The sequence below is a fragment of the Salinimonas profundi genome (genome assembly GCF_014750655.1).
GTDB classification, from domain to species: domain Bacteria; phylum Pseudomonadota; class Gammaproteobacteria; order Enterobacterales; family Alteromonadaceae; genus Alteromonas; species Alteromonas profundi_A.
On the sequence record NZ_JABBXD010000010.1, the window covers coordinates 59,595 to 83,941 of the forward strand.

The window sequence follows — 24,347 nt, forward strand, 5'->3', positions numbered from 1 at the left end:
AGGCGGGCAATTTACTGGTAGTTTTACTATAGCCAGTAAAATAAAAAGTGCGAACTCTGTACATCGGTTTAAGCTGTTTGTTTATATGGCCACTATTAATAAAAGAATGCGCACTAATAAGGCGTCGGGTACCGATAGCCTGCCTGCTTGTTCAGGGCAGACCTTGTTTTAGAAAATAGCGTCCCTACATCCAATGCATGAATGATGAAAAAAGTGAGATATCAATGACACAACCAGCCATCAAATTGGTCGACGGCCTTCCTGTTTTTTCTCAGATCACGCCGGAGCAGATAAAACCGGCCATTGAAGAAGCCATTGAAACGTGCAAGACGACTATCGATGAGGTTGTTGCATCAGGTGACTACAGCTACAAAAATGTTGTTGGAAAAATCGAGGAGGTAGACGACAGACTGGGTAAAATGTGGTCGCCGGTATCTCATATGAATTCTGTCGTCAGTAGTGATGCACTGAGGCAGGCGCATGACAGTTGTTTGCCGCTGTTGTCTGACTACGGCACGTGGGTAGGCCAGCATGAAGGGCTGTACAAGGCTTATACCACATTGCGTCAAAGTGATGAATTCAAGACGCTGGATGAGCAGCGCCAGAAGTATATAGAAGATACCATTCGTGATTTTACCTTATCAGGTGTGGCGCTACCCCAGGATAAAAAGACCCGGTATGCGCAGATCAGCGCACGCCTGTCGGAGCTGTCCTCAACATTCAGCAATAATGTGATGGATGCCACCATGGGGTGGACAAAACATGTTACCGACAAAAGTGAACTGGCAGGTCTGCCTGAATCGGCGCTGGATGCTGCCCGACTGGCGGCAAGCGAAAAAGAGTTGGAAGGCTGGCTGTTCACGTTAGACATTCCATCATACTTGCCGGTCATGCTGTATGCTGAGAACCGCGAATTGCGCGAGGAAATGTATCGCGCCTACGCTACGCGCGCGTCTGCAGAAGGTCCCAATGCAGGAAAGTGGGATAATACTGAGATTATTGACGAAATTCTGGCTCTGCGCACAGAAGCATCTAAAATGCTCGGCTTTGATAATTATGCCGAGCGCTCGCTGGCGACCAAAATGGCCAGCTCTACCGACCAGGTTGTCGGATTTATCCGCGATCTGGCCGAAAAGTCTATGCCCCAGGCCCGACAGGACCTGGAGGAAGTCAAAGCATTTGCCAAAGAACATGGCGTAGACACGTTAAATGCCTGGGATATCCCTTATTACAGCGAACAGTTAAAACAGAAAAAGTACACCATTTCTGATGAAATGCTGCGTCCGTATTTTCCTGAGGAGACGGTGCTCAGAGGCCTGTTCGAGGTAGTCCATCGTCTTTACGGACTGAAGATTGTTGAGCAGCCCGGTGTCGATATCTGGCACAAAGATGTTCGCTATTTTACCATCACAGATGAGGCTGATGCGCTGCGTGGCAGCTTCTACTTCGACTTGTACGCGCGCGCCAACAAGCGCGGCGGCGCGTGGATGGATGAGTGTCGCGTGCGCCGTGAATTACCAGACGGTGAAATCCAGTTGCCGGTAGCTTACCTTACCTGCAACTTCAATGGCCCGGTCGGTGGTAAACCTGCCTTATTCACCCATGATGAAGTGCTAACCCTGTTCCATGAATTTGGCCACGGGTTGCATCACATGCTGACAAAAATGTCGGTGGCGGGTGTATCGGGTATTAACGGTGTGCCGTGGGATGCGGTAGAACTGCCCAGTCAGTTTCTGGAAAACTGGTGCTGGGAAGAAGAGGCGCTCAGCTTTATCTCTGGTCATTACGAAACTGAGGAGCCACTACCCAACGACCTGCTGGATAGAATGCTCGCTGCGCGTGACTATCAGTCAGCGATGCAGATGGTAAGACAGCTTGAATTCAGCCTGTTTGATTTTCTGCTGCACCAACAGGATGGCGAGAGTGTCGATGTGCAAGCGCTGCTGGATGAAGTCAGAAAAGAAGTGGCTGTTATTACACCGCCAGCCTTTAATCGTTTTCAGCACAGCTTTGGTCATATCTTTGCTGGTGGTTACGCGGCGGGTTATTACAGTTACAAATGGGCAGAAGTGCTCTCCGCAGATGCATTCAGTAAATTTGAGGAAGACGGCATCTTCAATCGTGAAACCGGCAAATCCTTTTTACACAATATTCTGGAAATGGGCGGTAGTCGTGAACCTATGGATCTGTTTGTCGCATTTCGCGGCCGCGAGCCGAATGTCGACGCCCTGCTGCGCCATAGCGGAATAGGCCAGTAATGGCGGCAGAACGATTCGACGCGATATACCGTCGGGCATGTGAAAGAAAAGGTGGTGAAGCAGGGCTAAATGCCCTGTTGCGCCAACCGTTAAGTCCGCAGCAGGTTGCCGAAATTCCGGATGATCGGTTTTTGGCAGCAATGACCCGTCAGGTTTTTAAATCAGGCTTTGTCTGGCGGGTGATTGAGCAGAAATGGCCGGCATTTGAAGAGGTGTTTTTTAACTTTGATATAGAAAAAATTCTCTTAATGCCTGACGAAATGCTTGAGCGCAAAGCCAGTGATGCGCGTATAGTGCGCAACTACAAGAAAGTCATGACGGTCAGGGACAACGCGATGATGGTGGCAGATATCAGCCGTCAGCACGGAAGCTTCGGACAATATATTGCGCAAACCCAAAAGGCCGACATTACCGGGTTGTGGCAAACACTCAAAAAGCGTGGCGCGCGGTTGGGGGGAAACACCGGCCCTTATATGCTTCGCGCACTGGGTGTCGATACCTTTATCGTTTCAGCAGACAACGAAGATTATCTGAGAAAGCATGACGTAATTGACGGCACACTGCAAAGTCAGAAAAGTCTTAGAGCAATGAATGAGCAGTTCGTGCAATGGCATGAACAAAGTGGTTTGTCGCTGAGTGAGCTCAGCCAGATTCTGTCGTATAGCTGGGGCAGTAATAACCGACAGGGCTGAGTAAATACAATGCCGGCGTTATGCGGCGGGGAGGCTGTGACCGGATAACCCGTTAATTGCGCTATTTTCACCGTAAATGGCTGTTGCTGGTTTGCGATATTGGGTACACTTCCTTTCCAACAGATGACAGGTACAGGAATGGTATGAGCGATACAGATAGCCGGGAGCAAGCCTCACAACGCACCCCTAACGCGTCGACAGAGCAAACCGATTTCGGATTTCAGCAAGTCGAAAAGTCACAGAAAGCGTCGCTGGTTGCTAATGTGTTTGATTCTGTTGCTGCCAAATACGATGTGATGAACGACCTGATGTCGTTTGGCGTGCATCGTTTATGGAAGCGCTATACGATAGACTGCGCGGGTGTGCGTGCCGGTCACAAAGTACTGGATATTGCAGGTGGAACCGGTGATCTGACCGCGAAATTCTCACGGTTGGTCGGTCCGACAGGGTCAGTCACCCTGGCTGATATCAATTTGTCGATGCTCAAAGTAGGCCGCGACAAGCTTCGCGACCAGGGGCTGGTGAACAATATTGATTATGTGCAGGCCGATGCAGAAGCGCTGCCCTTTCCTGATAACTCGTTTGATGTCGTGACCATGGCATTCGGCCTGCGTAATGTGACAGAAAAACAAAATGCGCTGAATTCTATTTACCGGGTATTGAAGCCGGGTGGACGTTTATTGGTGCTGGAGTTTTCCAAGCCCGCCTCAGAGCACCTTTCAAAAATTTACGATATGTATTCATTTCATATCTTGCCCAGAATGGGACAGGTTGTCGCCAATGATGCTGACAGCTATCGCTATCTGGCTGAAAGTATTCGTATGCACCCTGACCAGGAAACGCTGAAAGGCATGTTTGAAAGTGCCGGCTTTGAGCAGTGTGATTATACCAATCTCACTGGTGGTATTGTCGCGCTCCATCGCGGATACAAATTTTAATGCCGGCATCGTCTTTGTTTACCGCCTCAGCGGAAGCGCTCATCAACAAGGTCATCGCGCTGGACGAAGACAGTGAGAAACGACTGGCGTTGCTAAATGGCAAACGACTCACCGTGTTTTTAGACGGCTTCCCCTGGGGGGTAACGCTGGCGTTTTCATCAAAAGTGGATATTCTTCTGGAGCATCATCCTTACGAGGATGTGTCGGTTCACGTAGACGAAAACACCTGTTATATCAAAACACATTTTGATGTGTTGCCCCGACTTACCCAGACCAGTCAGATCACGCAACTTATCCGTGAAGGCAAACTGCATTTGCAGGGCGAGCCGGGTATTGCCCAGCAGGTGGCTGCATTATTTCAACAGCTGGACATCGATTGGGAAGAGCAGCTTTCAACCTATACCGGTGACGTTCCCGCCCACCAGATTTTCAGCAGTGCCTCGGCGGTTAAAGCGCAGGTTTTGGCTTTTTCGGAACGCCTTACCCGCGGTCTGAGTAATGCCATTACAGAGGAAAAGGATATCGCTGTGGGAAAATTAGCAGTGATGCATTTTAATGACGAGGTTGATGCGCTGCGGGATGATGCCCAGCGATTTGAAGCGCGCCTGCGTCTTTTAGAGAACAGTTTGTAGTATTCCTCTCCATGCAAATATTTCGCTTGTATCAAATTAACAAGGTGCTGCTCCAGCACGGCCTGGATGAACTTATTCCGGACCGGTGGATGCCCTGGTATGCGCGTCTCATGCGCAAAACCATTTTCTGGATTCGCAATAAGCATAAAGGGCAGCCTGCTGGTGTGCGTATCACCATGGCACTGCAATCTTTGGGGCCTGTTTTTATTAAGTTCGGGCAGATGCTGTCGACCCGCCGGGATCTGTTGCATCCGGACATTGCCAACGAGCTGGCTCGTTTGCAAGACAAAGTCGCGCCTTTTCCTTCTGACATCGCCCAGCAAATCATTAAAGATGCACTGGAGCTCAATGATTTAAGTGAATTGTTCAAAGAGTTTCATATCGAGCCTCTGGCATCTGCATCTATTGCGCAGGTGCACGCAGCGCGGTTACATGACAACCAGGATGTGGTTGTCAAAGTGTTGCGTCCTGATATTCGCAAGACCATCGATGCGGACATGGAGCTGTTGTTCTCACTGGCGCAGGTGGTGCAGCGCTGGCTGCCGGATGGTAAGCGGTTAAGACCGGTAGAAGTGGTCACCGAGTATCAGAAGACGCTGGTGGACGAACTGGATTTATTGCGTGAATCAGCCAACGGAATTCAGCTCAGGCGAAATTTTGAGGGCTCAGATGCGCTGTATATACCGCGGATCTACAGCGATTATTGCCGCCATAATGTACTGATTATGGAACGTATCTATGGCATCCCTGTGTCTAATGTGGATGCGCTGCTTGCCCAGAATACCAATATGAAAAAGTTGGCTGAGCGAGGTGTGGAGGTGTTTTTTACGCAGGTGTTCCGCGACAGCTTTTTTCACGCAGACATGCATCCGGGGAATATTTTTGTTGGCACGCAAACGCCGTCAGAGCCGCGTTACATCGCTATTGATTTTGGTATTGTCGGCACGCTCAATAAAGAAGATAAGCGGTATCTGGCGGAAAATTTCGTGGCATTTTTCAATCGCGATTACCGCAAAGTAGCACAATTGCATGCTGATTCTGGCTGGGTCCCAAGGGATACCAATATCGACGAATTTGAAATGGCTATCCGCACCGTGTGCGAACCGATTTTTCAAAAGCCGCTGGCTGAAATTTCATTTGGCAACGTTTTGCTGCAGCTTTTTAATACGGCGCGACGTTTCAATATGGTGGTACAGCCTCAACTGGTATTGTTACAAAAAACGCTGCTTTATATTGAAGGGCTTGGCCGGCAGTTATATCCCCAGCTCGACTTGTGGAAAACCGCAAAACCGTTTCTTGAAAACTGGATGGAAGAGCAGGTTGGCCTGCGTGCCATGATGACTAAAGTGAAGGCGAATCTGCCCTTTTGGTCTGAGAAATTGCCGGATATGCCAGACTTACTGCATGACAGTTTACAGCAGATGAAGGCGCTACCGCTGCAACAGCAACAGGAGCATCAGCAGTTGATGGCCCTGCAGGTAAATAACATGCGCGCCACGCACTATGGCATCGTTGGCGCAACGTTAATTATTGTCGCGGCGTTACTTCCTGTTTATGGTTTACACTGGGCGATTCCAGGCGCTACCGGGCTGGCTGGCATAACGTGCTGGTGGCAATCCTGGCGCAAAGGTCACAAGAAAATTAAGTCATAAAATAGAGGCACATGACATTTTTGTGATAAATGTTAATTGCTTCCTATTTTTCTATGAATTTCCTGAATACCTGCTATAGTACTTAAAGCCATTGGGCTAAGTCTTTAAGAGACGTGTTTATTTTGTTTTTTGCGTTGATGTATAAATACTCAAGTTACACCTGTGATTTGCTGTTAGTGGTTTGTTCATTCCAAAGTAAGACCCAAATAACTCGTCCACGGTTAAAGACGAATTGAAGAGATACGCGAAAGCGAAGTTTTAAGAGAGATTTGAGGTCTACATGTCTAAAGTTACAGGTACCGTTAAATGGTTTAACGCTGACAAAGGTTATGGTTTTCTGACACAAGATAGCGGTGATAAGGACGTTTTCGTTCATTTCCGTGCTATCGTTTCAGAAGGTTATAAATCCTTAAACGAAGGTCAGCGCGTAGAATTTGAAGTCGAGCAGGGCCAAAAAGGCTTGCAGGCAGCTAACGTTCAAGCACTGTAAAACGTTAAGACGGCAGCATCAGCTGCCGTTTTTCTTTTCTCCCATATCAATGGGAATATACTCACATCGCGGCTTCTCTGCCGAAAAATACTTCTGATAGTGCTCCCAGTTTTCCAGTTTCTCTCTGTCTCTCGGATTTCCACGCCTTTCCATTTGCTTTTTCAACTGAGCCGCAGGGGCATGCAACCAGTAAACAATGATATCGCATTCAAAGCGGTGCTTTAGTTGTTGTGTCCACTCGGGGTTAGTCAGTTCCCGGGTAAAGGGTGCACACAGCACAACGGGCACATGGGTAAGGTTGGCACGTGCGGCGGCAAACATAGCTTCATAAACAGGCTCTCTGAAAGCCTGCTTATAGGCAGCGCTTTCACGGTCATCCGCGTTCATGCCCGAAAGCGTTAAACCGGCTTTTATGACAGGTTCAAAAACGTCATCGATATCAATCAGACAGGCGCGTAGATTTGCAGCCTGACGTGTTGCCCATGTCGTTTTGCCCACTGCAGGCTGGCCGGTAACGATGTAAAGCATTCGCTCCACCTCTGATGCTGTAAGTTGATTAGCGGTGACAGTATGACGGTTTTTACTTTATGCTGACGATTATCGCCGTGCAAGGTTATTAATGGAGTTTATACCGATGAGCCACTTTCAGGTTTTCATAAAATCTATTGTTTTTATCGCAGGTTGTCTGGTTTTCAGTACGGCGTGGGCGCAGGAAAAAACGCTGGCAGTGATAGATGAGAAGCCGCTGATGTTATCTGACATTTCTCCTACCAAAGCAGAGCTGACAGAAACGGCCGAAGCGATGCAGGTAAGCCGGCAACTTGCCTTATCGCGAATTCGCCATAACCGGTTTGCTGAGCAACTTATTGACAAAGTGATGGACACCTTTGCAAAACAGCGGCAAATACAACCAGACGACACACTAGTTGATGCATTTGCATCGCGTTTTGGGGATCAGTTAAACGCCAATGCAGAAAATAGTCGTTCGGTGAAAGAAATTGCCAATGAACAGGTGCGTATCTGGCAAATAGAAAAAGCGTTGTATGATGAGTTTGGCGGCACAGTGATATTCACCCAACAAAATCCGCAATATCCTATCGAAGCATATAACATGTTGCTGAAGCGGTATGAAGAAACGGGTGTGCTGGTTTTTAAAAGTAAAGAGTACGAATCTGTACTCAAGCGTATTTTCGCGCCACCTTATGAAATGAAAATAGCGCCTGAGCAAATCTCTTTTGTAAAGCCCTGGTGGGCCGAAGGTCAAATCATAGACAGTGCTTCTTCCGGCGAGGCGAAAAGCGAGGTTGAGAAATAACGCTCAGCACCATCGGGCAGAATAGTAACAATATGCTTATCGGCATAATCGGGTGACTGAGCCAGTTGCCCGGTTGCCCACATTGCTGCGCCTGACGAGATCCCTACCGCCAGTCCCTCAACCCGGGCCAGCTTGCGGGCAAAATCTACTGCATCCTCGTCGCTTACGGTAATAATCTGATTGTAACAAGAGGTATCAAGAATCTCCGGGATATGGCCGGAACTGAGCCCCTGAATATTGTGTACGCCGCTTCTGCTTTCGCTCAGCACCGGGCATCGGGCGGGTTCCACCGCAATTATCTCAATATCAGGATTTTTTGCGCGAAGTGCGCCGGATAGTCCGGTGATCGTCCCACCGGTACCAATGCCTGCTACAACGGTATCAACCTTTCCCTGTGTATCGTGCCAGATTTCAGGCGCGGTATGCATCTGATGTGCATATACATTTGCCCGGTTAGAAAACTGATTCAGCGATACAGCATCAGGACGGGCTGCAACCAGTTTGGTCGCATGGTCGATAGCGCCTTTTGTACCCAGTTCCCTGGACGTTGTTATCACATTCGCCCCGTAATGCCTGATAAGATGCTGACGCTCAACAGACATGTGCTCAGGAATGACGATGGTGACCGGAACGTCAAGCATTGCACCTAACCAGGCGCACGCGACACCGTTGTTGCCGGATGAGGCCTCAATAATTTCAAGCTTTTCTATCGCTTTTGTGTGTTGCAGTAGTGCCTCAAACATTGCCAGTGCGCTGCGATCTTTGATTGAGCCGGCTGGGTTGAAAAATTCTACTTTGCCCATTGGCGTCGTGTGCCACTTAAGCTGTCGCGCCAGGCGATGCATTCTGATTAATGGTGTGCGGCCAATCGTCTGGGTAATACTGTCGTATATAACCGCCGGTTGCGTAAGTTGTGTGTGTGGCGTTGCCAGCATACTTCGTCCCATTATTGCGTGTTGTTCTACCAACAGTGTGGCCTGAATGGGGTGGGGAATGTTGCTATTTACCGCACTAAAATTTATTGTGATGAGCAATATATACTTTTAACTGGTGTTTATTTGGAAAATTATTCTGTGGATGCGGTGGATAGGAAGATTCTGGCTCTTCTTCAACAAAATGCCGATATCAGTATTTCAGACTTGGCTGAGGAAATTGGCCTGACCGCTACGCCATGTTGGCGACGCATGCAGCGTCTGCAGCAAGCCGGGCTGATTACGCGTAAAGTTGCATTGCTGGATGCACAGAAGCTGGGCCTGTCGATGACTGTATTTGTGCAGGTGAAAGCTGCACAGCATGATGGAAAGTGGCTGGATAGGTTTGCCCGTCATGCATCCTCATTCGATGAAGTGGTAGAGTTTTATCGTATGAGTGGAGAGTACGACTACCTGTTAAAGGTGATGGTAAAGGACATGCAATGCTTTGATCATTTTTATAAGCGACTGGTCAACGGCATCGACCTTAATGACGTTACCTCCAGCTTTGCCATGGAACAGATAAAGTATTCAACAGCAATGCCATTGCAGCATTTATGATGACGCTTTGCCACTGTCTGATGCAAATCAAACCGGTTTGTCACGTAACGTGATACGCTAACACTTTGCACATGACGTTAATCATCGATCATAAGGAAAACTATTATGGCGTCGCCCTTAACCAACTGGGATGATTTGTTACTTCTGAATGAGCAGCTTAGTGACGAAGAGCGCATGATCAGTGAATCAGCCCGCGCTTTTTGTCAGGAAAATCTGCAACCGGGCATTTTGCAGGCTAACCGTAACGGCACGTTTGATCGTGACATCATGCGCCGCTTTGGTGAAATGGGAATGCTGGGTGCCACAATTGAAGGATATGGCTGCCCCGGGGTTAACTATGTGACCTATGGATTGATTGCCCGCGAAGTCGAGCGGGTTGACAGTGGCTACCGAAGTGCAATGAGTGTGCAATCATCGCTGGTGATGCATCCTATTAACGCGTTTGGCTCGCCGGCTCAAAAGGAAAAATATCTGCCTAAGCTTGCCAGCGGTGAATGGGTAGGGTGTTTTGGTCTGACCGAGCCGGATGCGGGCTCCGACCCGGCGTCTATGAAAACGCGCGCTAACACCGTGGATGGCGGCTATCAGTTATCAGGCAGTAAAATGTGGATTACAAACTCGCCCATTGCCGATGTCTTCGTGGTGTGGGCAAAGTGCAGTGACGAAAATGATGCCATACGCGGATTTATTCTGGAACGAGGCATGGACGGACTTTCTACGCCCGCTATTGAAGGAAAACTGTCTTTAAAAGCATCTGTTACTGGTGAAATTGTGATGGATGAGGTGTTTGTTCCTGCAGAAAGTCGTCTGGAAGGCGTGCATGGTTTAAAAGGCCCGTTTAGCTGCCTGAACATGGCTCGCTACGGCATTTCATGGGGTGCGATGGGCGCTGCAGAGTTTTGCTGGCATGCAGCGCGCCAGTATGGACTCGACCGTCACCAGTTCGGCCGTCCGCTGGCGCAAACACAATTATTCCAGACCAAGCTGGCAGATATGCAAACTGAAATTACGCTTGGCCTGCAGGCATCGCTCAGAGTGGGCAGATTAATTGATAATCGTCAGTTTGACCCTGCCATGATATCGCTGGTCAAAAGGAATAACTGCGCCAAAGCGCTGGATATCGCCAGAAAGTCCAGAGATATGCATGGTGGTAATGGTATTGCTGATGAATATCACATCATGCGACATATGGTTAACTTAGAAACGGTTAATACGTATGAAGGTACCTATGATGTGCACGGCCTGATTTTAGGCCGGGCACAGACCGGATTACAGGCTTTCTTCTGATATTGCGACAGAGGCTTGCGACCAAAGGTCCGCAAGCCTGCTGAAATTGTTTATTAATAATACGTGAGCTTCTCTGATTTGCCGGCAAATATCCGGTAAACCATAAAAGTGTATGCCAGAATACACGGCACCACGATGCTGGCGCCAACCAATAAGAAGCGCAACGAATTTGCATCACTGATTGCATCAGCAATAGTCATTTTTCCCGGTACCACATAGGGATAATAACTCAGTCCGAATGCGGCAAAGCATAAGACATAAACTGTCATCGCAATAATAAAGGGTAGCTTTTCACCCCGGCCGTCAGTTTCCGGCATCTTTTTAAGTATAACGCCGCAAAAGCTTAGCAAGCCAAAGCATGCCACCGGGATCGCCATCAGCAAAAAGCCCCAGTTTGAGCTTAGCCACAGCTGACGCACATCATCATGTAAAGTGAGATTGGCAATACTGACGGCAACAATACCTACCGATAATACAATCAGGCCCCGTCGTGCCCAGTAAATTGCCTTCTCCTGTAGTGCAGATTCTGACTTTAAAATCAGCCAGCAAGCGCCGATGAAGGCGTAAGCAGCAGTCAGACCAAACGCAGAGAGCAGGGCGAACCCCTGCGCCCACAAATCGGTGCGCAAGCCGGTGACCCAAATACCCAGCATATACCCCTGGGACAACGTGGTAAGCAACGAGCCATACTTAAATGAGAGATCCCATCTGCGTTTTTTGACCTGAGCAACCTTAGCTCTGAAGTCAAAGGACACCCCACGCAATATGAGACCCAATAACATCAGCGTGGCAGGGATGTACAGCGTCTGTAAGATTTCACTGTGGGCATCAGGAAAGGCAAAAAGCAGCAGGCCCACCGCCAGCACCAACCAGGTTTCGTTAGCATCCCAGTAAGGTCCGATCGACGCGATCATATCGTCACGAAAACGTTCCTCGCGAGGGGGCAGCAATACGCCGACGCCCAGGTCATAACCGTCGAGGATGGCATACAACAAAATTGCCAACGCGAGCAAGCCGATGTAAATATCACCCAGCACTTCTATAGATAAACCTTCAAATGGCATAGTGTTCTCCTAGGCGCTCAGCGGTGAAATTTTAGAGGCTTTCGCTTTTTCGCGCTCTTCGCTGGTAATTTCTTCAATTTCGACCGAGCGTCGGCACATCAGCGTTAAGGTTCCCATATAGGCGATAAGCAGTACCGCATAAATCGTGGCATAAAGGGTAAATGAAAATGCCACATTGGCCGCAGGCAGACCGGTCACCGCCTCTTTGGTTTGCAGTACGCCATAGACCAGATAGGGCTGACGGCCAACTTCGGTGACATACCATCCGGCTAATGTTGCAATCCAGCCGCTGAAGCTCATGGCCATAAATACTTTATTCAGCCAACCGGGCAATGTGCCCTTGCGATAAAGATAGAAGCTACCCAGCCAGGCACAAACCAGCATTAGCATACCCATACCCACCATGATTCTGAATGAATAGAAGACCGGGGCCACGGGAGGGTGCTCGCCTTCGAACTCATTCAGCCCCTTAATTTCACCATCCAGAGAATGGGTAAGAATGAGACTGGCACCCCGTGGGATACCAATTTCGAAATGGTTGGTTTTATTGTCTTCATCGGGGATAGCGAACAGTAATAACGGGGCTCCCCGCTCAGTTTCCCAGACGCCCTCCATCGCTGCCACTTTTTGTGGCTGATGCTCCAGCGTATTTAAACCGTGCAAATCACCAGCATAGATTTGTAAAGGTATTAAAACCGCTGCGGTATAGGTCGCTGTTTTAAGTGCCAGTTTTGGCGCCATTTTGTCATCGCCACGGAATATACGATAAGCAGACAAGCCGGCGATCAGAAAACTGGCTGTCAGACCGGACGCCAACAACATGTGCGCAAAGCGATAGGGGAACGATGGATTGAATATAATTTCGCTCCAGTCTTTAGCGTATATCACCCCATCGATGATTTCGTGTCCCTGCGGTGTATGCATCCAGCTGTTTAAAGACAGTATCCAGAACGCTGAGACGGTCGTGCCGAATGCCACAATCAGTGTGGATAGTGTATGTAGCCAGTTAGGGACGCGGCGGATACCGAATAGCATGATGCCCAGAAACGTGGCTTCCAGGAAAAACGCGGTGAGCACTTCGTAGCCCAGCAACGGGCCGGCTACGTTACCGGCTTTTTCCATAAACCCGGGCCAGTTTGTGCCAAACTGAAAGGACATCGTCACACCACTTACTACGCCCAGGGCAAAAGTCAGTGCAAATACCCTGACCCAGAAACGATACATGCGCATCCAGACCGGGTGACCGGAGAGGTTGGAGCGCAATTTAAAATAAAAAAGATACCAGCCTAATGCGATGGTAATGGTGGGAAAAAGAATATGAAAACTGATATTCAGCGCAAACTGAAGACGCGATAATATGAAAGCGTCCATTGCGACCTCCTAACGTTATGATTGAGCCTTAGCGGGTAAGATTCTGTCTTTTAACTCCAGGATCCGTCCTACGCCAGAGCCAAGTTTCATTAGCGTTGCTAACTTTTCAGGCCCTAAGTTTTGTAGCTCCTGTGACCAGGCTGTCACCGACTCCAGCAGGTCATGAATTTCATTCAGCTTTTCCTGTACGTTTGCATCTTCCTCGTGAGCAGGGTTGTCCAGCATTAAATCCCGAAGCAGTGACATAGTCGGATCAATTTCCCGCTTGCGTCGTTCTTCAAACACGCGATTGGCCAGAACCCAGATAGAACCGGCCGGAACAAAAAACTCTTTTCGTTCGCCGGGGACTGACTGTTGTTTGATCAGGCGCCAGGACTGAAGCTCTTTAAGCCCCATACTGGTATTGCCCCGTGAGATATTTAGCGCATCGGCTATCTCCTGGGCCGCCAGAGGCTTTTCACTTAATACAATTAGAGCCAGCATTTGGCCGACAGTTCGATTAAATCCCCAGCGACTGCCCATCTCGCCAAAATGCATTACTGCTGATGTCACAATTGGTGTCATAACTTTTATACTGAAGTTTCAGAAATTATTGAAAGTTTAGATCGAATGTTGATGCAGATCAATATTTGTTAGTTATTTGAGGCCAATATTCATCCTCAATCGATACTTTGCTTTGTGAAAATCGCATTGCATTTTGCGAAACGTAAGTCGTGCCGGCCATTGTTTTTTATTTAATCTGTTGATCTAACTGGCAATTAATAAATGGCACGTATGTCGCTCTGCATACATGGATGTATTTCAAAGTAAGGATTAACGATGAAAATGAAGCGTGCCGTTTGCACCGCACTGACACTGGCTGCTTTGACGCCATGGGTAAGCGCGGTAGAAGTCGTCGATGGACAGTATGTCTGGCGTTTTAACTCACAGCAGGCCTGGCCCTCTGGTTATGACAGGCTACCGGTAAGCCTGACGCTCTCTCTTACATTAATAATTATCCGGATGCGTTCTTTCAGCGAATTGCCAATGCGTTGCCTGAAAGTGAGCTGAACGAGGCATTCATTACCGATGATGCAGGCTCTACGGTTTATCTTAAAGAAGAGGGTGAGGTATTTGTGACGTTTCTGCACGAGGGAGCGGATTATCAGAACGCTTTTGGCTATTTTATCTTTGATAAAGACAATCCACCGGCCACCATTTCTGAGGTAAGAGAAACCATCATTTTTCCGAATTTGTCCTATCCACACTTGCGTCATGGAGACAGAGTCAGTATCGGGCGTTTTCCTGCAGGGACCAGTATCGTTTTTTCCTCGCGGCAAATGGGTTTTCAAGCACTACGGGTGTTAAAAGCAATGCAGTTCCTTACTATTACTCGCTTAAACACCTGAATCCCGAGTCCAGTGACGATCTGCGCCAACATATGGCCGCTCTATACGATCCGCATGTGCAGGAGGTTGTTCTGGGATTTGAGGACTTACCGCGTACTTGGGGAGACAACGACTTCAATGATGCCGACGGCATATCGGACACCCTCGATGAATTTCCCAATGATTACGATCGTGCTTTCAGTAGTTTTTTCCCCTCGGACAAAGATTATGTTTTGCTGGCTTATGAAGATAAATGGCCACAGCTGGGCGACTACGACATGAATGATCTGGTCATTCGGGAGCGCCTGCAAACCATTTTCAATGCGCAAGGTGCTATTACCGGTTTCAGGCTGGAAGGTTTTATTGATGCGCGGGGCGCCGGCTTCAAAAATGGCTTTGCACTTCGCTTGATGGACATGCCGACATCGCTGTTCAAGGCTGGCAGTATTTCTATTGATGGCACGACTTTTCCCCTTCGCGCTGAACAGGGTCAAAGTGATGCTGTGATAATTTTGTGGAATAACACGCACGATTTCACCACCACGGGAGATGCTGATGGCTGTCAGTTCTTCAACACGGTGAAAGAATGCCCCGAATACGCGCCCGTTCCATTTACTGTGGATGTGACGTTCACGTCCGGGGTAACGTCGTTGCTGCATTCTGATTTTGATTTTTTTATTTTCCGCACCAATAAGCGGGGGCATGAGATTCATTTTGCAGACTACCCGCCTACCGACAAAATGGATACTTCACTGTTTGGTAGGCATGCTGATACGTCAGATCCGTCATCGGGGCGTTATTACCGCAGCGCTGACAATCTGTCCTGGGGTTTAAAAGTCAGCGGTGCCTGGCATTACCCCAGAGAGTACAAAGATATTGTCTGGTGCTACGCCGACTATGAAACATGGGTGGAAAGTGCTGGCGAACAGGCCAGAGACTGGTTTGAGACCAGTAATCGCAACCACCTGTATTATGTGCCGAACCGGTAAGAGGAATTTATCATGTTTAATTTAGTCAGAGCTTCTTTGTTTCAGGCAATGGTAGTGTGTTTGAGCATAATCTTAGTCAGTGCCTGCGGTGGTGGAGGCGACAGTTCCCCGGCTGACAATTCTTCTGCGACACCGGCTCCGGTATCTGCAACCACAGCGCCAGCGGCACCACCTCCCACATCGCAGGAAAGTACCGATGATGAGAATTACACTCCCGATACCGCTGCGCTGGATAGTGAAGCAAATAAATCCACCCAGCTTTATGTAGAGCCTGACTTTACCTTTGATACCCATAAAGTCATAACTTTGGATATCACTGCAACCGGCGCCAATGGGCAGGCGCTTGCCAATACAATGGTGCTGGTATCTGTAGTAGATAATGATATTGAGGCAATGGATGATGAAAAACTACAAAATAAAGCGTTGCTGACCGTGGCAAAAACAAATAGCAATGGCACTATTTATCGTAAAGTTGAGATTGCCAGCATACAGAAGAAGTTGCTGATAGAACTTAATGCCCTTGGTATTGAAAACGAAGTACTCGTGGCCATCGCAGAAGATAACTATGTCACTCATCAATTCAGATAGCCCTTTATCTGTCAGCGGCTGTTTTAGCGGATAAACCAGGTAACAGGTCACCAAAGTAGCTGGTGGCCTGTTATTACGCAGTTAATGACAGGTTCGCGAAACTAAATTATTCGCTAATGGCCAGGGTACTTCAGAAGTGTGAAATGACCGGCTATCTAAATGGAATCATTCACGGTGACTGACCCCCTGCAATAGTTTTTGAGAGCACGATGCGCCGTGCAATACAGAAATATCTCCGGTTGTTTCCAGTACCACCGCTCGTACCTCAGACATCTCCAGAACATTGGCCTCCCGAAGCTTTGCCATAAGATCACTTTTGGCAACCCGAGTCTGTCGTAGCGCTTGTTCAATAATTTCACCATCACGCATCAACAGCACGGGCTGGTTCTGCATCACAGATTCAAAAGTATCTGATGCTTTACGTGCGCGTGCTGTGGAGTATTGCACAACAAACAATGTCATCATTGCCACCGCAGACTGACCAAAAGACAACCAGCTCTGTGACTGGCTTGCGCCTGCCAGAAGCGACCCGACGGCAACGGTCATAACAAAATCAAAATTGGTCATTTTTGAAAATGAGCGCAAGCCATTTATCCGAACCAATACAACGACCCAGCACATTGCCAGCGAGGTCAGTAGCAATCCTTTCAAAAGCATGTCGAGCACAGAATTATCTGTAAACACTTAGTAGTATCCTTAAACGTGTATTGATGAGGTTAGTGACATGGTAAATTTTTTGTGCGGATAGAATCAGGGGAGGTGCTCACCGCCTGTCACACCCATAATCTCTGCGGTAATATAACTGGATTCCTGTGATGCTAAAAAGACATAAACAGGCGCAAGTTCTGCCGGCTGACCTGGTCGGCCCATTGGCACATGCTCCCCAAATCCTTCGACTTTTTCCGGTGGCTGACCACCGCTTTGCTGGATCGGCGTCCAAACCGGGCCCGGTGCGACGCCGTTCACACGGATACCTTTCTCTATGAGCATTTTCGCGCAAGCTTTAGTGAAAGAGGTGATCGCACCTTTTGTAGACGCGTAGTCAAGCAGCCCCGCTGAAGGCTGATACGATTGAATCGAGGTAGAGTTAATAATGCTGGCTCCCGCAGGCATATGTCTGGCGGCAGCTTTGGTAATCCAAAACATACCAAATACGTTAGTTTCAAAAGTACTGGTGAACTGTTCCGATGATAAATCTTCAAGCGTTTCAGCAAAGATCTGCTTTCCTGCATTATTCACTAATATATCAAGGCCGCCTAAAAATTCGACAGCGTTGTCTACCAGCGACTCGCAAAACGTCTCTTTTCGGATATCTCCAATGATTGCTTCGCCCCTGACGCCGGCGTTTCTAATCATGGCCAGCGTGGTATCGCCGTCTTCCTTTTCACTTTCAAGAAAATTGATAACCACGTCAGCACCTTCTCTGGCAAAAGCGAGCGCCACAGCGCGACCGATACCTGAATCGCCGCCAGTTATGAGGGCTTTACGGCCCTGCAGACGCTTGTTGCCCTGATAGCTGTCTTCGCCGTGATCAGCCTTTGGGTAAAGCTTGCTATCTAAAGCGGGATCGGGTTGATTTTCATTATGTTGTGTTTTACCAGGTGGATACTGATGACGAGGATCCTGCATCGAATACTGATTAGTCTGACTCATTGAATAATCTCTCTAAAAAAGAAATGAAAAGAATTAAGTGCAGATTCCGTTCCTGATAACACACATATGGCAGTAACAAACCAATTGTCCAAAGCATGGGGGCTGGAGGATAAAGCGCGTGTGCAAAGGTAGTGATAGTTAATGACAACAGTATGGTGCTCACAAGAATACAGTAGGAAAACCTTCTAAAGGTGCGACATAAATTTCATACTTAAAGGCGAAATGTAGAACTCCTCTTTTCCCTCGTGCGTACTTTCTACTTAGGTAAGCACAATGCATGACACGTAAACGAAATTTGAATGGGGTTTATAAAATGGCAAAAGATCACGGTAAGCAGATCAAAAATGACGATACTTACGAAGAGCTCAGAGATCAGGGCTATAGCAAGGAAAAATCAGCAAGAATTGCCAATGCGCAGGCTAACTCAGACCAGCATCCTTCAGAAAAAGGCGGCAAAGGCAAAAAATACGAAAAGCGTACGAAACAGGCGCTTTATGACAAAGCGAAAGAAGTCGGTATAGAAGGACGGTCAAAAATGTCTAAAGATGAGCTTATCGACGCCCTGCGAAATCATTAAGGGTGTAGGTTTACCAGCGCGATAAAATTTGTTGATAAACCTCTTCATCCAGCAAACTCGGACGCAGAACAGGTGTGACGTCGCTCATCAGACCGAGAGCCCCCTGCCAGTCTGATGCAGTTTCACCATTGATATAAAAGGTGGACGCATCAGAGACGCTACTCGTATCGAGCGGATAGGCCAGCGTCAGAGCGCTCGCTTCAAGCTTGGGGTGAGTAACAGCGCGACTGGTGATGAACTCAGCAGTTCCATCACCGTCTATATCTTTAGTCAACCAGGCGACGTTAAGCAGTTCATTGAAGGTACCATCATTTTGCATTTCATCAATTGTTGAATTAAATGCTTCAACTACTGCCTGATTACCTTCCCCTGATGACATTGCCAGGCGAAAGCCAGCTGTAATCAAAGGTACTTTTGAAAAGTGCAGAAGTTGCTCGCCTTCGCTTCTTAATAAACGATTAAATTCATCCACTAACAAGCGTGACGACATCAGATAATAAGAGCGATCATCTGCAAGTTGCTTGAAAGCATCAAAGGTAGAGGGATTTCTGGCCCATTTGATATCTTTAATCAGGCGGACTTTATCGGTATTGGCAAACCGGTTTTCTATAGCAACACGACGGTCCATCAGGTGCTCAATTTCAGCAACGGAGATGACCGCTTCATGCTTACTGATTGCGAACAGATAAAGCGGCAGATAGGGCTTTGAATACAGGAATGCAGACTTTTTCTCGTCAAGATCGACAAATGCATAATGACCATCGATTTTCCCACTGAGCAGACCGCTACCCAAAAATGCCGGTCGCATTACCTCAAGTGTCACATCCTGCTCCATGCGAGAAAAAGCTTCGCGCATGATCGCATTAATCCGAGCGGGCTTGTCACCGTCATCAATAAAGGTGGGCAATTGCGCTGCGCCCAGCTTGATCTCAGCACCTGCCACGGAACTGAACAAGCCCAGTATCATACACATACATACCGTTAAACCACGCACAGACTCACCTTTATCGTTATTTGTGTTAATTCTTACACTCATGTTCAGTGTAGCGGTTTTCGATGACCGATAGCAAAAAAGACGAGTTAAAAGAATGAAATAAAAAAGCCGCCTCTAAGGGCGGCTTCGTCGTTATTCGCCGAAACTGCCGGCTGCGCCGGGAAATACCACCGGACTTTCATAGCCGTCTTTACTGACGCTTGCTACGCCGAAGAAGTAGTTGTCGATAACCACATTCTCGAGCGTGAACTCGTTGACGTTACCTACAAACTTACTGTACTGCCATTGCGGAGCATCCGTATAGCGCCAGTATATCTTGTAGCCGGCCAGTTGCGGGTTTTGGTTACTATCAAGGCCGTTCCATCGCAGTGTCGTAGAGGGTTTTACTGCGCCTTCAATCTGTACGTCAGCGGGTGGTGCAGGGGCCCAGGACATGGCGGCCAGGCTCACCGCATTTAATGAAGTCAGTTTCGCGGCATACTCAAAATTGACACCATCAAGCGTATCACCGTACTCAACGCCGTTTTCCGTGCGAAGATCCTGATGCTGGCGCTCGTAATTTTCGTTGGTTTCCATGATACGAATACCCGGATAACCAAGGTCATTGAACGGGCGGTGATGACCGCCACGACCATAGCGGTCCAGGCGATAAACAACCATTGTATCTAAGTTGGGGATGAACTGATCGGCAAGCTTATCGATATAACGAGCCAGATTACGTGACGGTGAGTCAACCTCACCTCCGGTAAATCGGCGAGTCGTGGCTTCCTCGTCAGTTTCGGTCACGCGTGTGCCTTCAGCAAACAGACGGGCGGTTGTATTATTGATGACGCCATTGACCCCTTCAATATTGCCAATCATATCGTTGTTTAAAACCGCTTTAAGACGCCAGTTCTCTTCCTGCGCTTTCTTTGCCAGAATTTTGCCACCAAACAGGCCCTGCTCTTCACCGGAAAGAGCCGCATAAACAATACTGCCATTAAATTTATACTGGCTCAGTACTCTGGCAGCTTCCAGTGTACCAGCCACACCAGAGGCATTATCATTGGCACCAGGCGAATCAGAGGTTGCGTCCATCACGTCAGATACCCGTGAGTCAATATCACCTGACATCAGCACGTAGCGATCAGGATCGGTAGTGCCACGCTGAATCGCCACAACATTGACGACCTCAGTGGCTTCGGGAATGCGCTTTTCACCGCTGATGGTGTCACCTACGAACATGACTTCAAGACAGCCGCCACATTCTTTTGATATGGCTTCAAATTCCTGTTTGATCCAGCGGCGGGCTGCACCGATGCCGCGGGTGTCAGACTCAGTTTCAGATAAGGTATGACGGGTACCAAAGCCCACCAGTTTTTCAATGTCCTGCTCAATCCGATCAGCGGATACATCCGCAACAATGTCATGAAGCTTGTCAGTATCTTTTGCCTGGGCAGAAGATAGAGTGAGAGGCAAGGTAAGTAGTGCTGCAGCGGTTACGCTGAGGCGTGGTTTCATGAGTGCTCCTTCAAAGCTTGTTATGTCACCACGCCTTATAATTATTGAGGTGGCGTGGTGTTAGATAAAGGCGTATGCATCACCGAATAACTGATCATCAGGCAGCTTTCGCTCATAGAAATCATCTCTGGCCGCTTTGGCCATTTCAAATCTGCCGGCGATGTATACCTGCTTGTCCGATAAATCGGTATAGTCTGCTAATACGGCATGATGTACCCAACCGGTTCTTCCCTGCCAGTTTTCATCGGCGTATTCCACGACCGGGATAAACGAAAACTGTTCGTTTTCTTCAGCCATACTGGTCAATTCGTCGAACAAGTACAAATCTTCTTTATTTCTGCCGCCCCAGTAAAGGGTAACCGGCGTGTGCGGATGGTCCTTCAACGATTGCTGCAATATCGAGTAAGCATAGGAAAAACCTGTTCCGCCGGCGATCAGGATCATCGGCTTACCATTTGACTGCAGGTGTGCCTCACCATGACCACCGCTTATCGTAATTTCACCTTCACTTTTCATACGCTCAAGCACTTCACTGGCGTAAGCGTTATTCTCATCAGCCCCGATATGCAATTCTATCTGCTGATTATTGTATGCCGCATTGGCAATTGAGAAGGGGCGCTTGTCGGTTTCTCCCATATGCACCAGTACATACTGACCTGCATAAAAGTCGACCGGGCTGGCGGGCGTTAACACAACTTTGTAAACCGCTTCGGTCAACGGCGTGATGGCGTCAACCTGACATAAAATATCTGACATGTACTCTCTTCTTAACTGAATTCGCTTAACGATGGCGAGCTAGTCCATGATACCAAGCTCATTCCAGATGTCATCCACGCGCTGTTTGACATCATCGTCCATGAGAATGGGTTCGCCCCATTCGCGATTGGTTTCACCGGGCATTTTATTCGTTGCATCCATGCCCATCTTAGAACCTAAGCCTGAAACCGGCGATGCAAAATCAAGATAGTCGATGGGGGTGTTCTCCACCATCACCGTATCACGAGCAGGATCCATACGAGTAGTAATGGCCCAGATCACGTCGTTCCAATCACGGGCATTCACATCGTCATCGCATACAATGACAAACTTGGTGTACATGAACTGACGTAAAAAAGACCACACGCCCATCATGACGCGTTTGGCGTGCCCGGGGTATTGCTTCTTCATCGTGACTACCGCCATACGATAGGAACAGCCTTCTGGCGGCAGATAAAAGTCGACAATTTCCGGAAACTGTTTTTGCAGAATGGGCACAAACACCTCATTCAGGGCAACGCCCAGAATGGCGGGCTCATCCGGCGGACGGCCTGTGTAGGTAGAATGATAAATAGGCTGTTTGCGATGCGTGATATGGGTAACGGTGAATACCGGAAAGGTGTCTACCTCATTATAGTAGCCGGTATGATCGCCGTAGGGTCCTTCGGGCGCTGTCTCGTTCTGGTCGATGTAGCCCTCAAGAACAATCTCGGCACTGGCCGGAACCTGCAGGTCATTACTGACTGATTTTACTACCTCGGTTTTGTCACCCCGCAGTAAACCGGCAAATGCATATTCTGACAAGGTGTCAGGCACCGGTGTCACCGCCCCCAGTATGGTGGCCGGATCGGCGCCAAGAGCAACCGAAACCGGGTAGGGCTCGCCGGGATGTTCCTGACACCACTCGCGAAAATCCAGCGCGCCGCCGCGATGAGAAAGCCAGCGCATGATAAGCTTATTTTTACCCAGCAGCTGTTGGCGGTAAATACCCAGGTTCTGGCGCTTTTTATGCGGCCCCCGGGTGATGGTCAGGCCCCACGTAATAAGCGGTGCTGCATCGCCCGGCCAGCAGCGCTGAATGGGCAAACTGGTTAAATCCACCTCATCACCGCTGACTACAACTTCCTGACAAGGGGCCTTTCGCACTTCCTTGGCAGGCATATTTAACACCTGTTTGAAAACCGGCAGTTTGCTCCACAAATCCTTTATGCCTTTAGGCGGCTCAGGCTCTTTCAGATACGCCAGCAGCTTACCTACCTCGCGCAGTGCATGAACACTGTCCTGCCCCATGCCCAGCGCAACCCGCTCGGGTGTACCAAACAGGTTAGCCAATACCGGTATGTTGCTACCCTTAGGATTTTCAAATAACAGGGCAGGGCCCCCGGCACGTAATGTGCGATCAGCAATTTCGGTCATTTCCAGGTTGGTATCTATTTCCCGGGAGATCCGCTTTAACTGCCCCTGAGCTTCCAGTTTGGCAATAAAGTCACGCAGGTCTTTGTATTTCATGAGTATCAAACGGTCTTTTTGTTCTTTAAGGTTGGCTGCAGTATACATCATACTTTGCATAAGATTCAGTGCGAACCAGCGTGGGCAAAAAAACGAATTGCACAGTATTTTCGCTGGACACCGATACAGAAAGGGTGTGAGATAGGCGATGCGTGGTATTTTGCTGATACCGCTTTAATGACTGTCTTACCGAGGAGACGCTATGAGTACTTTTGATAATGCCATGACCGAAGAACTCAATCTGTTATTAAAATTTCCCAGCGACAGCTTTATGCAAGGGTTGAAAATACATCACGACGCCAGCAATGCTATCGTTAATGCTGCTCAGCGCTTGTATACCAAGGGGCTTATCACCCAGCCTGATGGTGGCTACCTGACAGATCTGGGTATTGATGTGGCAGATCATGCCCGCAAAGTTTTCAGCGCGCTGTTTTCAAAACTTAATTAACGGCTAATTTCCTGCTTCAGATTTACCCGCTATTGCCGATAGCAATAAGGCAAAACGTTCAGATTTCGGGTCAGCTATGATAAAGCAGTTAATCATTCTTACGTTCGCCCTGCTGTGTGCAGGGTCGGTACATGCTCAGCAGTTAAAAGCCGTTCAGCTTTATACGCAAAATGAGCTGATAACACTGATCAATGCTAATGCGCATCTTGATCGTGTTGTTGCTGACCGCTGTCAGTTAGTGCAGGACATAGAAGCGCACGCTGAGGTGTTAAAAGAACCTGCTTATCAGTTCCTGTGGGGAGACATGCTGGCCTGGGGCGTTTGTGTAGACGCTGAGCCCGAGCGTGGCATTAAATTCATGCGCAGTGCCGCGCAGCAGGGCTTGCCCGCCGCACTTGAACAACTGGGCCGTTACTATGCCACCGGTAAGCTGGTGCAGCAGGATAATCAGCGGGCTGTAATTTACCTCAGAGAAGCCGCTGCACTGGGCAATTTAAATGCGCAGTTGCAATTAGTGAAGCTGTTCATTGACGGGCATGGCAGCCCGTATGATTATGAAGATGCCTATCGCTGGCTATTTAATGCAGTGACTGACAATAAAAACACGCACGCCAAAATTGACCGCTATCTCGACCGGCTGGAACAGCTCATGCACCCTAAAGCGGTACGAAACGCCCGCCAGGTTGTCTATTAAGCGTATCGATCTTCCCCGCTTCGCCCTCAGTAAAAGCCAGA

Annotated in this window: 27 protein-coding genes and 1 pseudogene; 17 read left to right on the forward strand and 11 right to left on the reverse strand. The window is 48.5% G+C overall.

Annotation, left to right across the window (positions count from 1 at the left end):
* Window positions 1-224 precede the first annotated feature (224 nt).
* From prlC to cspE, 6 genes are all read left to right on the forward strand, one after another.
* Window positions 225-2,258 carry an oligopeptidase A gene (gene prlC / locus HHX48_RS15100; RefSeq protein ID WP_191026272.1) on the forward strand — a complete coding sequence of 678 codons (2,034 nt, stop codon included), beginning with the start codon at window positions 225-227 and terminating at the stop codon, window positions 2,256-2,258.
* On the forward strand, window positions 2,258-2,950 hold the full coding sequence (locus tag HHX48_RS15105; protein ID WP_191026273.1) for a DNA-3-methyladenine glycosylase I: 693 nt from the start codon (window positions 2,258-2,260) through the stop codon (window positions 2,948-2,950). The genes prlC and HHX48_RS15105 overlap by 1 nt, the downstream gene beginning before the upstream one ends.
* Window positions 2,951-3,093: 143 nt before the next feature.
* Window positions 3,094-3,888, forward strand: coding sequence for a bifunctional demethylmenaquinone methyltransferase/2-methoxy-6-polyprenyl-1,4-benzoquinol methylase UbiE (gene ubiE, locus HHX48_RS15110; protein ID WP_191026274.1), 795 nt, complete (start codon window positions 3,094-3,096; stop codon window positions 3,886-3,888).
* A complete protein-coding gene (locus HHX48_RS15115) occupies window positions 3,888-4,520 on the forward strand; it encodes a ubiquinone biosynthesis accessory factor UbiJ (protein ID WP_191026275.1) in 633 nt (210 codons plus the stop codon). The genes ubiE and HHX48_RS15115 overlap by 1 nt, the downstream gene beginning before the upstream one ends.
* Before the next feature lie 11 nt (window positions 4,521-4,531).
* Complete coding sequence (ubiB, locus tag HHX48_RS15120; protein WP_191026276.1) at window positions 4,532-6,172, forward strand: ubiquinone biosynthesis regulatory protein kinase UbiB; 1,641 nt, start codon at window positions 4,532-4,534, stop codon at window positions 6,170-6,172.
* 280 nt (window positions 6,173-6,452) lie between these two features.
* Window positions 6,453-6,662 (forward strand): transcription antiterminator/RNA stability regulator CspE, encoded by a 210-nt coding sequence (gene cspE / locus HHX48_RS15125; RefSeq protein ID WP_018984697.1) that lies wholly within the window; start codon window positions 6,453-6,455, stop codon window positions 6,660-6,662.
* Between the two features lie 18 nt (window positions 6,663-6,680).
* On the opposite strand, the gene HHX48_RS15130 is transcribed toward cspE, so the two are convergent.
* Window positions 6,681-7,190: an AAA family ATPase gene (locus HHX48_RS15130; protein ID WP_191026277.1), complete on the reverse strand. Its 510-nt coding sequence runs from the start codon at window positions 7,188-7,190 to the stop codon at window positions 6,681-6,683.
* A gap of 106 nt (window positions 7,191-7,296) precedes the next feature.
* Here HHX48_RS15130 and HHX48_RS15135 point away from each other — a divergent pair, with 106 nt between their 5' ends.
* Window positions 7,297-7,977 carry a hypothetical protein gene (locus tag HHX48_RS15135; protein ID WP_191026278.1) on the forward strand — a complete coding sequence of 227 codons (681 nt, stop codon included), beginning with the start codon at window positions 7,297-7,299 and terminating at the stop codon, window positions 7,975-7,977.
* On the opposite strand, the gene HHX48_RS15140 is transcribed toward HHX48_RS15135, so the two are convergent.
* Window positions 7,923-9,011 (reverse strand): PLP-dependent cysteine synthase family protein, encoded by a 1,089-nt coding sequence (locus HHX48_RS15140; protein WP_317983513.1) that lies wholly within the window; start codon window positions 9,009-9,011, stop codon window positions 7,923-7,925. The two genes, HHX48_RS15135 and HHX48_RS15140, sit on opposite strands and share 55 nt — an antisense overlap.
* A 39-nt stretch (window positions 9,012-9,050) precedes the next feature.
* Here HHX48_RS15140 and HHX48_RS15145 point away from each other — a divergent pair, with 39 nt between their 5' ends.
* Together HHX48_RS15145 and HHX48_RS15150 are read left to right on the forward strand one after the other, a co-directional pair.
* Window positions 9,051-9,509 (forward strand): Lrp/AsnC family transcriptional regulator, encoded by a 459-nt coding sequence (locus HHX48_RS15145; RefSeq protein WP_191026318.1) that lies wholly within the window; start codon window positions 9,051-9,053, stop codon window positions 9,507-9,509.
* Between the two features lie 105 nt (window positions 9,510-9,614).
* The gene (locus HHX48_RS15150; RefSeq protein WP_191026279.1) at window positions 9,615-10,796 is read left to right on the forward strand and encodes an acyl-CoA dehydrogenase; all 1,182 of its coding nucleotides are present in this window, start codon (window positions 9,615-9,617) and stop codon (window positions 10,794-10,796) included.
* 53 nt (window positions 10,797-10,849) lie between these two features.
* Here HHX48_RS15150 and HHX48_RS15155 read toward each other — a convergent pair whose 3' ends face one another.
* The 3 genes from HHX48_RS15155 to HHX48_RS15165 are packed head-to-tail and all read right to left on the reverse strand — an operon-like array spanning window position 10,850 to window position 13,795.
* Window positions 10,850-11,860 (reverse strand): cytochrome d ubiquinol oxidase subunit II, encoded by a 1,011-nt coding sequence (locus HHX48_RS15155; RefSeq protein ID WP_191026280.1) that lies wholly within the window; start codon window positions 11,858-11,860, stop codon window positions 10,850-10,852.
* Between the two features lie 9 nt (window positions 11,861-11,869).
* The gene (locus HHX48_RS15160) at window positions 11,870-13,231 is read right to left on the reverse strand and encodes a cytochrome ubiquinol oxidase subunit I (protein WP_191026281.1); all 1,362 of its coding nucleotides are present in this window, start codon (window positions 13,229-13,231) and stop codon (window positions 11,870-11,872) included.
* A gap of 15 nt (window positions 13,232-13,246) precedes the next feature.
* On the reverse strand, window positions 13,247-13,795 hold the full coding sequence (locus HHX48_RS15165; RefSeq protein WP_191026282.1) for a GbsR/MarR family transcriptional regulator: 549 nt from the start codon (window positions 13,793-13,795) through the stop codon (window positions 13,247-13,249).
* 255 nt (window positions 13,796-14,050) lie between these two features.
* Here HHX48_RS15165 and HHX48_RS18790 point away from each other — a divergent pair, with 255 nt between their 5' ends.
* The 5 genes and pseudogenes from HHX48_RS18790 (at window position 14,051) to HHX48_RS15175 (ending at window position 16,175) form a co-directional block, all read left to right on the forward strand.
* The gene (locus tag HHX48_RS18790) at window positions 14,051-14,281 is read left to right on the forward strand and encodes a hypothetical protein (protein WP_223858439.1); all 231 of its coding nucleotides are present in this window, start codon (window positions 14,051-14,053) and stop codon (window positions 14,279-14,281) included.
* Window positions 14,263-14,619: a hypothetical protein gene (locus HHX48_RS18795; RefSeq protein WP_223858441.1), complete on the forward strand. Its 357-nt coding sequence runs from the start codon at window positions 14,263-14,265 to the stop codon at window positions 14,617-14,619. The genes HHX48_RS18790 and HHX48_RS18795 overlap by 19 nt, the downstream gene beginning before the upstream one ends.
* Window positions 14,583-14,684 (forward strand): annotated as a pseudogene (locus tag HHX48_RS18985) (hypothetical protein); the annotation flags it as partial. The gene HHX48_RS18795 and the pseudogene HHX48_RS18985, both read left to right, overlap by 37 nt.
* Before the next feature lie 192 nt (window positions 14,685-14,876).
* Entirely contained in the window at window positions 14,877-15,587 is a 711-nt protein-coding gene (locus HHX48_RS18805; RefSeq protein WP_263406969.1) for an LruC domain-containing protein, read from the forward strand.
* 12 nt (window positions 15,588-15,599) lie between these two features.
* Complete coding sequence (locus HHX48_RS15175) at window positions 15,600-16,175, forward strand: hypothetical protein (protein ID WP_191026283.1); 576 nt, start codon at window positions 15,600-15,602, stop codon at window positions 16,173-16,175.
* Between the two features lie 165 nt (window positions 16,176-16,340).
* On the opposite strand, the gene HHX48_RS15180 is transcribed toward HHX48_RS15175, so the two are convergent.
* Entirely contained in the window at window positions 16,341-16,832 is a 492-nt protein-coding gene (locus HHX48_RS15180; RefSeq protein ID WP_223858452.1) for a DUF421 domain-containing protein, read from the reverse strand.
* 93 nt (window positions 16,833-16,925) lie between these two features.
* Complete coding sequence (locus tag HHX48_RS15185) at window positions 16,926-17,828, reverse strand: SDR family oxidoreductase (protein WP_191026285.1); 903 nt, start codon at window positions 17,826-17,828, stop codon at window positions 16,926-16,928.
* Window positions 17,829-18,141: 313 nt separating this feature from the next.
* On the opposite strand from HHX48_RS15185, the gene HHX48_RS15190 reads away from it, so the two are divergent.
* Complete coding sequence (locus tag HHX48_RS15190; RefSeq protein WP_191026286.1) at window positions 18,142-18,405, forward strand: DUF7218 family protein; 264 nt, start codon at window positions 18,142-18,144, stop codon at window positions 18,403-18,405.
* A 10-nt stretch (window positions 18,406-18,415) separates the two neighbouring features.
* Here the strand turns inward: HHX48_RS15190 and HHX48_RS15195 are convergent, their stop codons facing one another.
* The 4 genes from HHX48_RS15195 to ubiD all read right to left on the reverse strand — a co-directional run bounded on the left by HHX48_RS15195 (window position 18,416) and on the right by ubiD (window position 23,164).
* Window positions 18,416-19,441, reverse strand: coding sequence for a substrate-binding periplasmic protein (locus tag HHX48_RS15195; protein ID WP_191026287.1), 1,026 nt, complete (start codon window positions 19,439-19,441; stop codon window positions 18,416-18,418).
* Window positions 19,442-19,531: 90 nt separating this feature from the next.
* On the reverse strand, window positions 19,532-20,899 hold the full coding sequence (locus HHX48_RS15200; protein ID WP_191026288.1) for a M28 family metallopeptidase: 1,368 nt from the start codon (window positions 20,897-20,899) through the stop codon (window positions 19,532-19,534).
* A 60-nt stretch (window positions 20,900-20,959) separates the two neighbouring features.
* A complete protein-coding gene (gene fre / locus HHX48_RS15205) occupies window positions 20,960-21,655 on the reverse strand; it encodes an NAD(P)H-flavin reductase (RefSeq protein ID WP_191026289.1) in 696 nt (231 codons plus the stop codon).
* A gap of 39 nt (window positions 21,656-21,694) precedes the next feature.
* On the reverse strand, window positions 21,695-23,164 hold the full coding sequence (gene ubiD, locus HHX48_RS15210) for a 4-hydroxy-3-polyprenylbenzoate decarboxylase (RefSeq protein WP_191026319.1): 1,470 nt from the start codon (window positions 23,162-23,164) through the stop codon (window positions 21,695-21,697).
* Window positions 23,165-23,366: 202 nt separating this feature from the next.
* Between ubiD and HHX48_RS15215 the strand changes: the two genes are divergently transcribed.
* Window positions 23,367-23,612: a TIGR02647 family protein gene (locus tag HHX48_RS15215; RefSeq protein WP_191026290.1), complete on the forward strand. Its 246-nt coding sequence runs from the start codon at window positions 23,367-23,369 to the stop codon at window positions 23,610-23,612.
* 76 nt (window positions 23,613-23,688) lie between these two features.
* On the forward strand, window positions 23,689-24,306 hold the full coding sequence (locus HHX48_RS15220) for a tetratricopeptide repeat protein (RefSeq protein ID WP_191026291.1): 618 nt from the start codon (window positions 23,689-23,691) through the stop codon (window positions 24,304-24,306).
* The last annotated feature ends 41 nt before the right edge of the window (window positions 24,307-24,347 follow it).

What these genes read in the sequence shown, in the direction of transcription:
- HHX48_RS15150 (WP_191026279.1), top strand. Translation starts at nt 9,615, where the DNA reads ATGGCGTCGCCCTTAACCAACTGGGATGATTTGTTACTTCTGAATGAG.
- HHX48_RS15165 (WP_191026282.1), bottom strand. Translation starts at nt 13,795, where the DNA reads ATGACACCAATTGTGACATCAGCAGTAATGCATTTTGGCGAGATGGGC.
- HHX48_RS15160 (WP_191026281.1), bottom strand. Translation starts at nt 13,231, where the DNA reads ATGGACGCTTTCATATTATCGCGTCTTCAGTTTGCGCTGAATATCAGT.
- cspE (WP_018984697.1), top strand. Translation starts at nt 6,453, where the DNA reads ATGTCTAAAGTTACAGGTACCGTTAAATGGTTTAACGCTGACAAAGGT.
- HHX48_RS15155 (WP_191026280.1), bottom strand. Translation starts at nt 11,860, where the DNA reads ATGCCATTTGAAGGTTTATCTATAGAAGTGCTGGGTGATATTTACATC.
- HHX48_RS15135 (WP_191026278.1), top strand. Translation starts at nt 7,297, where the DNA reads ATGAGCCACTTTCAGGTTTTCATAAAATCTATTGTTTTTATCGCAGGT.
- HHX48_RS18790 (WP_223858439.1), top strand. Translation starts at nt 14,051, where the DNA reads ATGAAAATGAAGCGTGCCGTTTGCACCGCACTGACACTGGCTGCTTTG.
- HHX48_RS15195 (WP_191026287.1), bottom strand. Translation starts at nt 19,441, where the DNA reads ATGAGTGTAAGAATTAACACAAATAACGATAAAGGTGAGTCTGTGCGT.
- fre (WP_191026289.1), bottom strand. Translation starts at nt 21,655, where the DNA reads ATGTCAGATATTTTATGTCAGGTTGACGCCATCACGCCGTTGACCGAA.
- prlC (WP_191026272.1), top strand. Translation starts at nt 225, where the DNA reads ATGACACAACCAGCCATCAAATTGGTCGACGGCCTTCCTGTTTTTTCT.
- HHX48_RS15105 (WP_191026273.1), top strand. Translation starts at nt 2,258, where the DNA reads ATGGCGGCAGAACGATTCGACGCGATATACCGTCGGGCATGTGAAAGA.
- HHX48_RS15185 (WP_191026285.1), bottom strand. Translation starts at nt 17,828, where the DNA reads ATGAGTCAGACTAATCAGTATTCGATGCAGGATCCTCGTCATCAGTAT.
- ubiB (WP_191026276.1), top strand. Translation starts at nt 4,532, where the DNA reads ATGCAAATATTTCGCTTGTATCAAATTAACAAGGTGCTGCTCCAGCAC.
- HHX48_RS15115 (WP_191026275.1), top strand. Translation starts at nt 3,888, where the DNA reads ATGCCGGCATCGTCTTTGTTTACCGCCTCAGCGGAAGCGCTCATCAAC.
- HHX48_RS15130 (WP_191026277.1), bottom strand. Translation starts at nt 7,190, where the DNA reads ATGCTTTACATCGTTACCGGCCAGCCTGCAGTGGGCAAAACGACATGG.
- ubiD (WP_191026319.1), bottom strand. Translation starts at nt 23,164, where the DNA reads ATGAAATACAAAGACCTGCGTGACTTTATTGCCAAACTGGAAGCTCAG.
- HHX48_RS15175 (WP_191026283.1), top strand. Translation starts at nt 15,600, where the DNA reads ATGTTTAATTTAGTCAGAGCTTCTTTGTTTCAGGCAATGGTAGTGTGT.
- HHX48_RS18805 (WP_263406969.1), top strand. Translation starts at nt 14,877, where the DNA reads ATGAATGATCTGGTCATTCGGGAGCGCCTGCAAACCATTTTCAATGCG.
- HHX48_RS15200 (WP_191026288.1), bottom strand. Translation starts at nt 20,899, where the DNA reads ATGAAACCACGCCTCAGCGTAACCGCTGCAGCACTACTTACCTTGCCT.
- HHX48_RS15190 (WP_191026286.1), top strand. Translation starts at nt 18,142, where the DNA reads ATGGCAAAAGATCACGGTAAGCAGATCAAAAATGACGATACTTACGAA.
- ubiE (WP_191026274.1), top strand. Translation starts at nt 3,094, where the DNA reads ATGAGCGATACAGATAGCCGGGAGCAAGCCTCACAACGCACCCCTAAC.
- HHX48_RS15180 (WP_223858452.1), bottom strand. Translation starts at nt 16,832, where the DNA reads ATGCTTTTGAAAGGATTGCTACTGACCTCGCTGGCAATGTGCTGGGTC.
- HHX48_RS15215 (WP_191026290.1), top strand. Translation starts at nt 23,367, where the DNA reads ATGAGTACTTTTGATAATGCCATGACCGAAGAACTCAATCTGTTATTA.
- HHX48_RS15220 (WP_191026291.1), top strand. Translation starts at nt 23,689, where the DNA reads ATGATAAAGCAGTTAATCATTCTTACGTTCGCCCTGCTGTGTGCAGGG.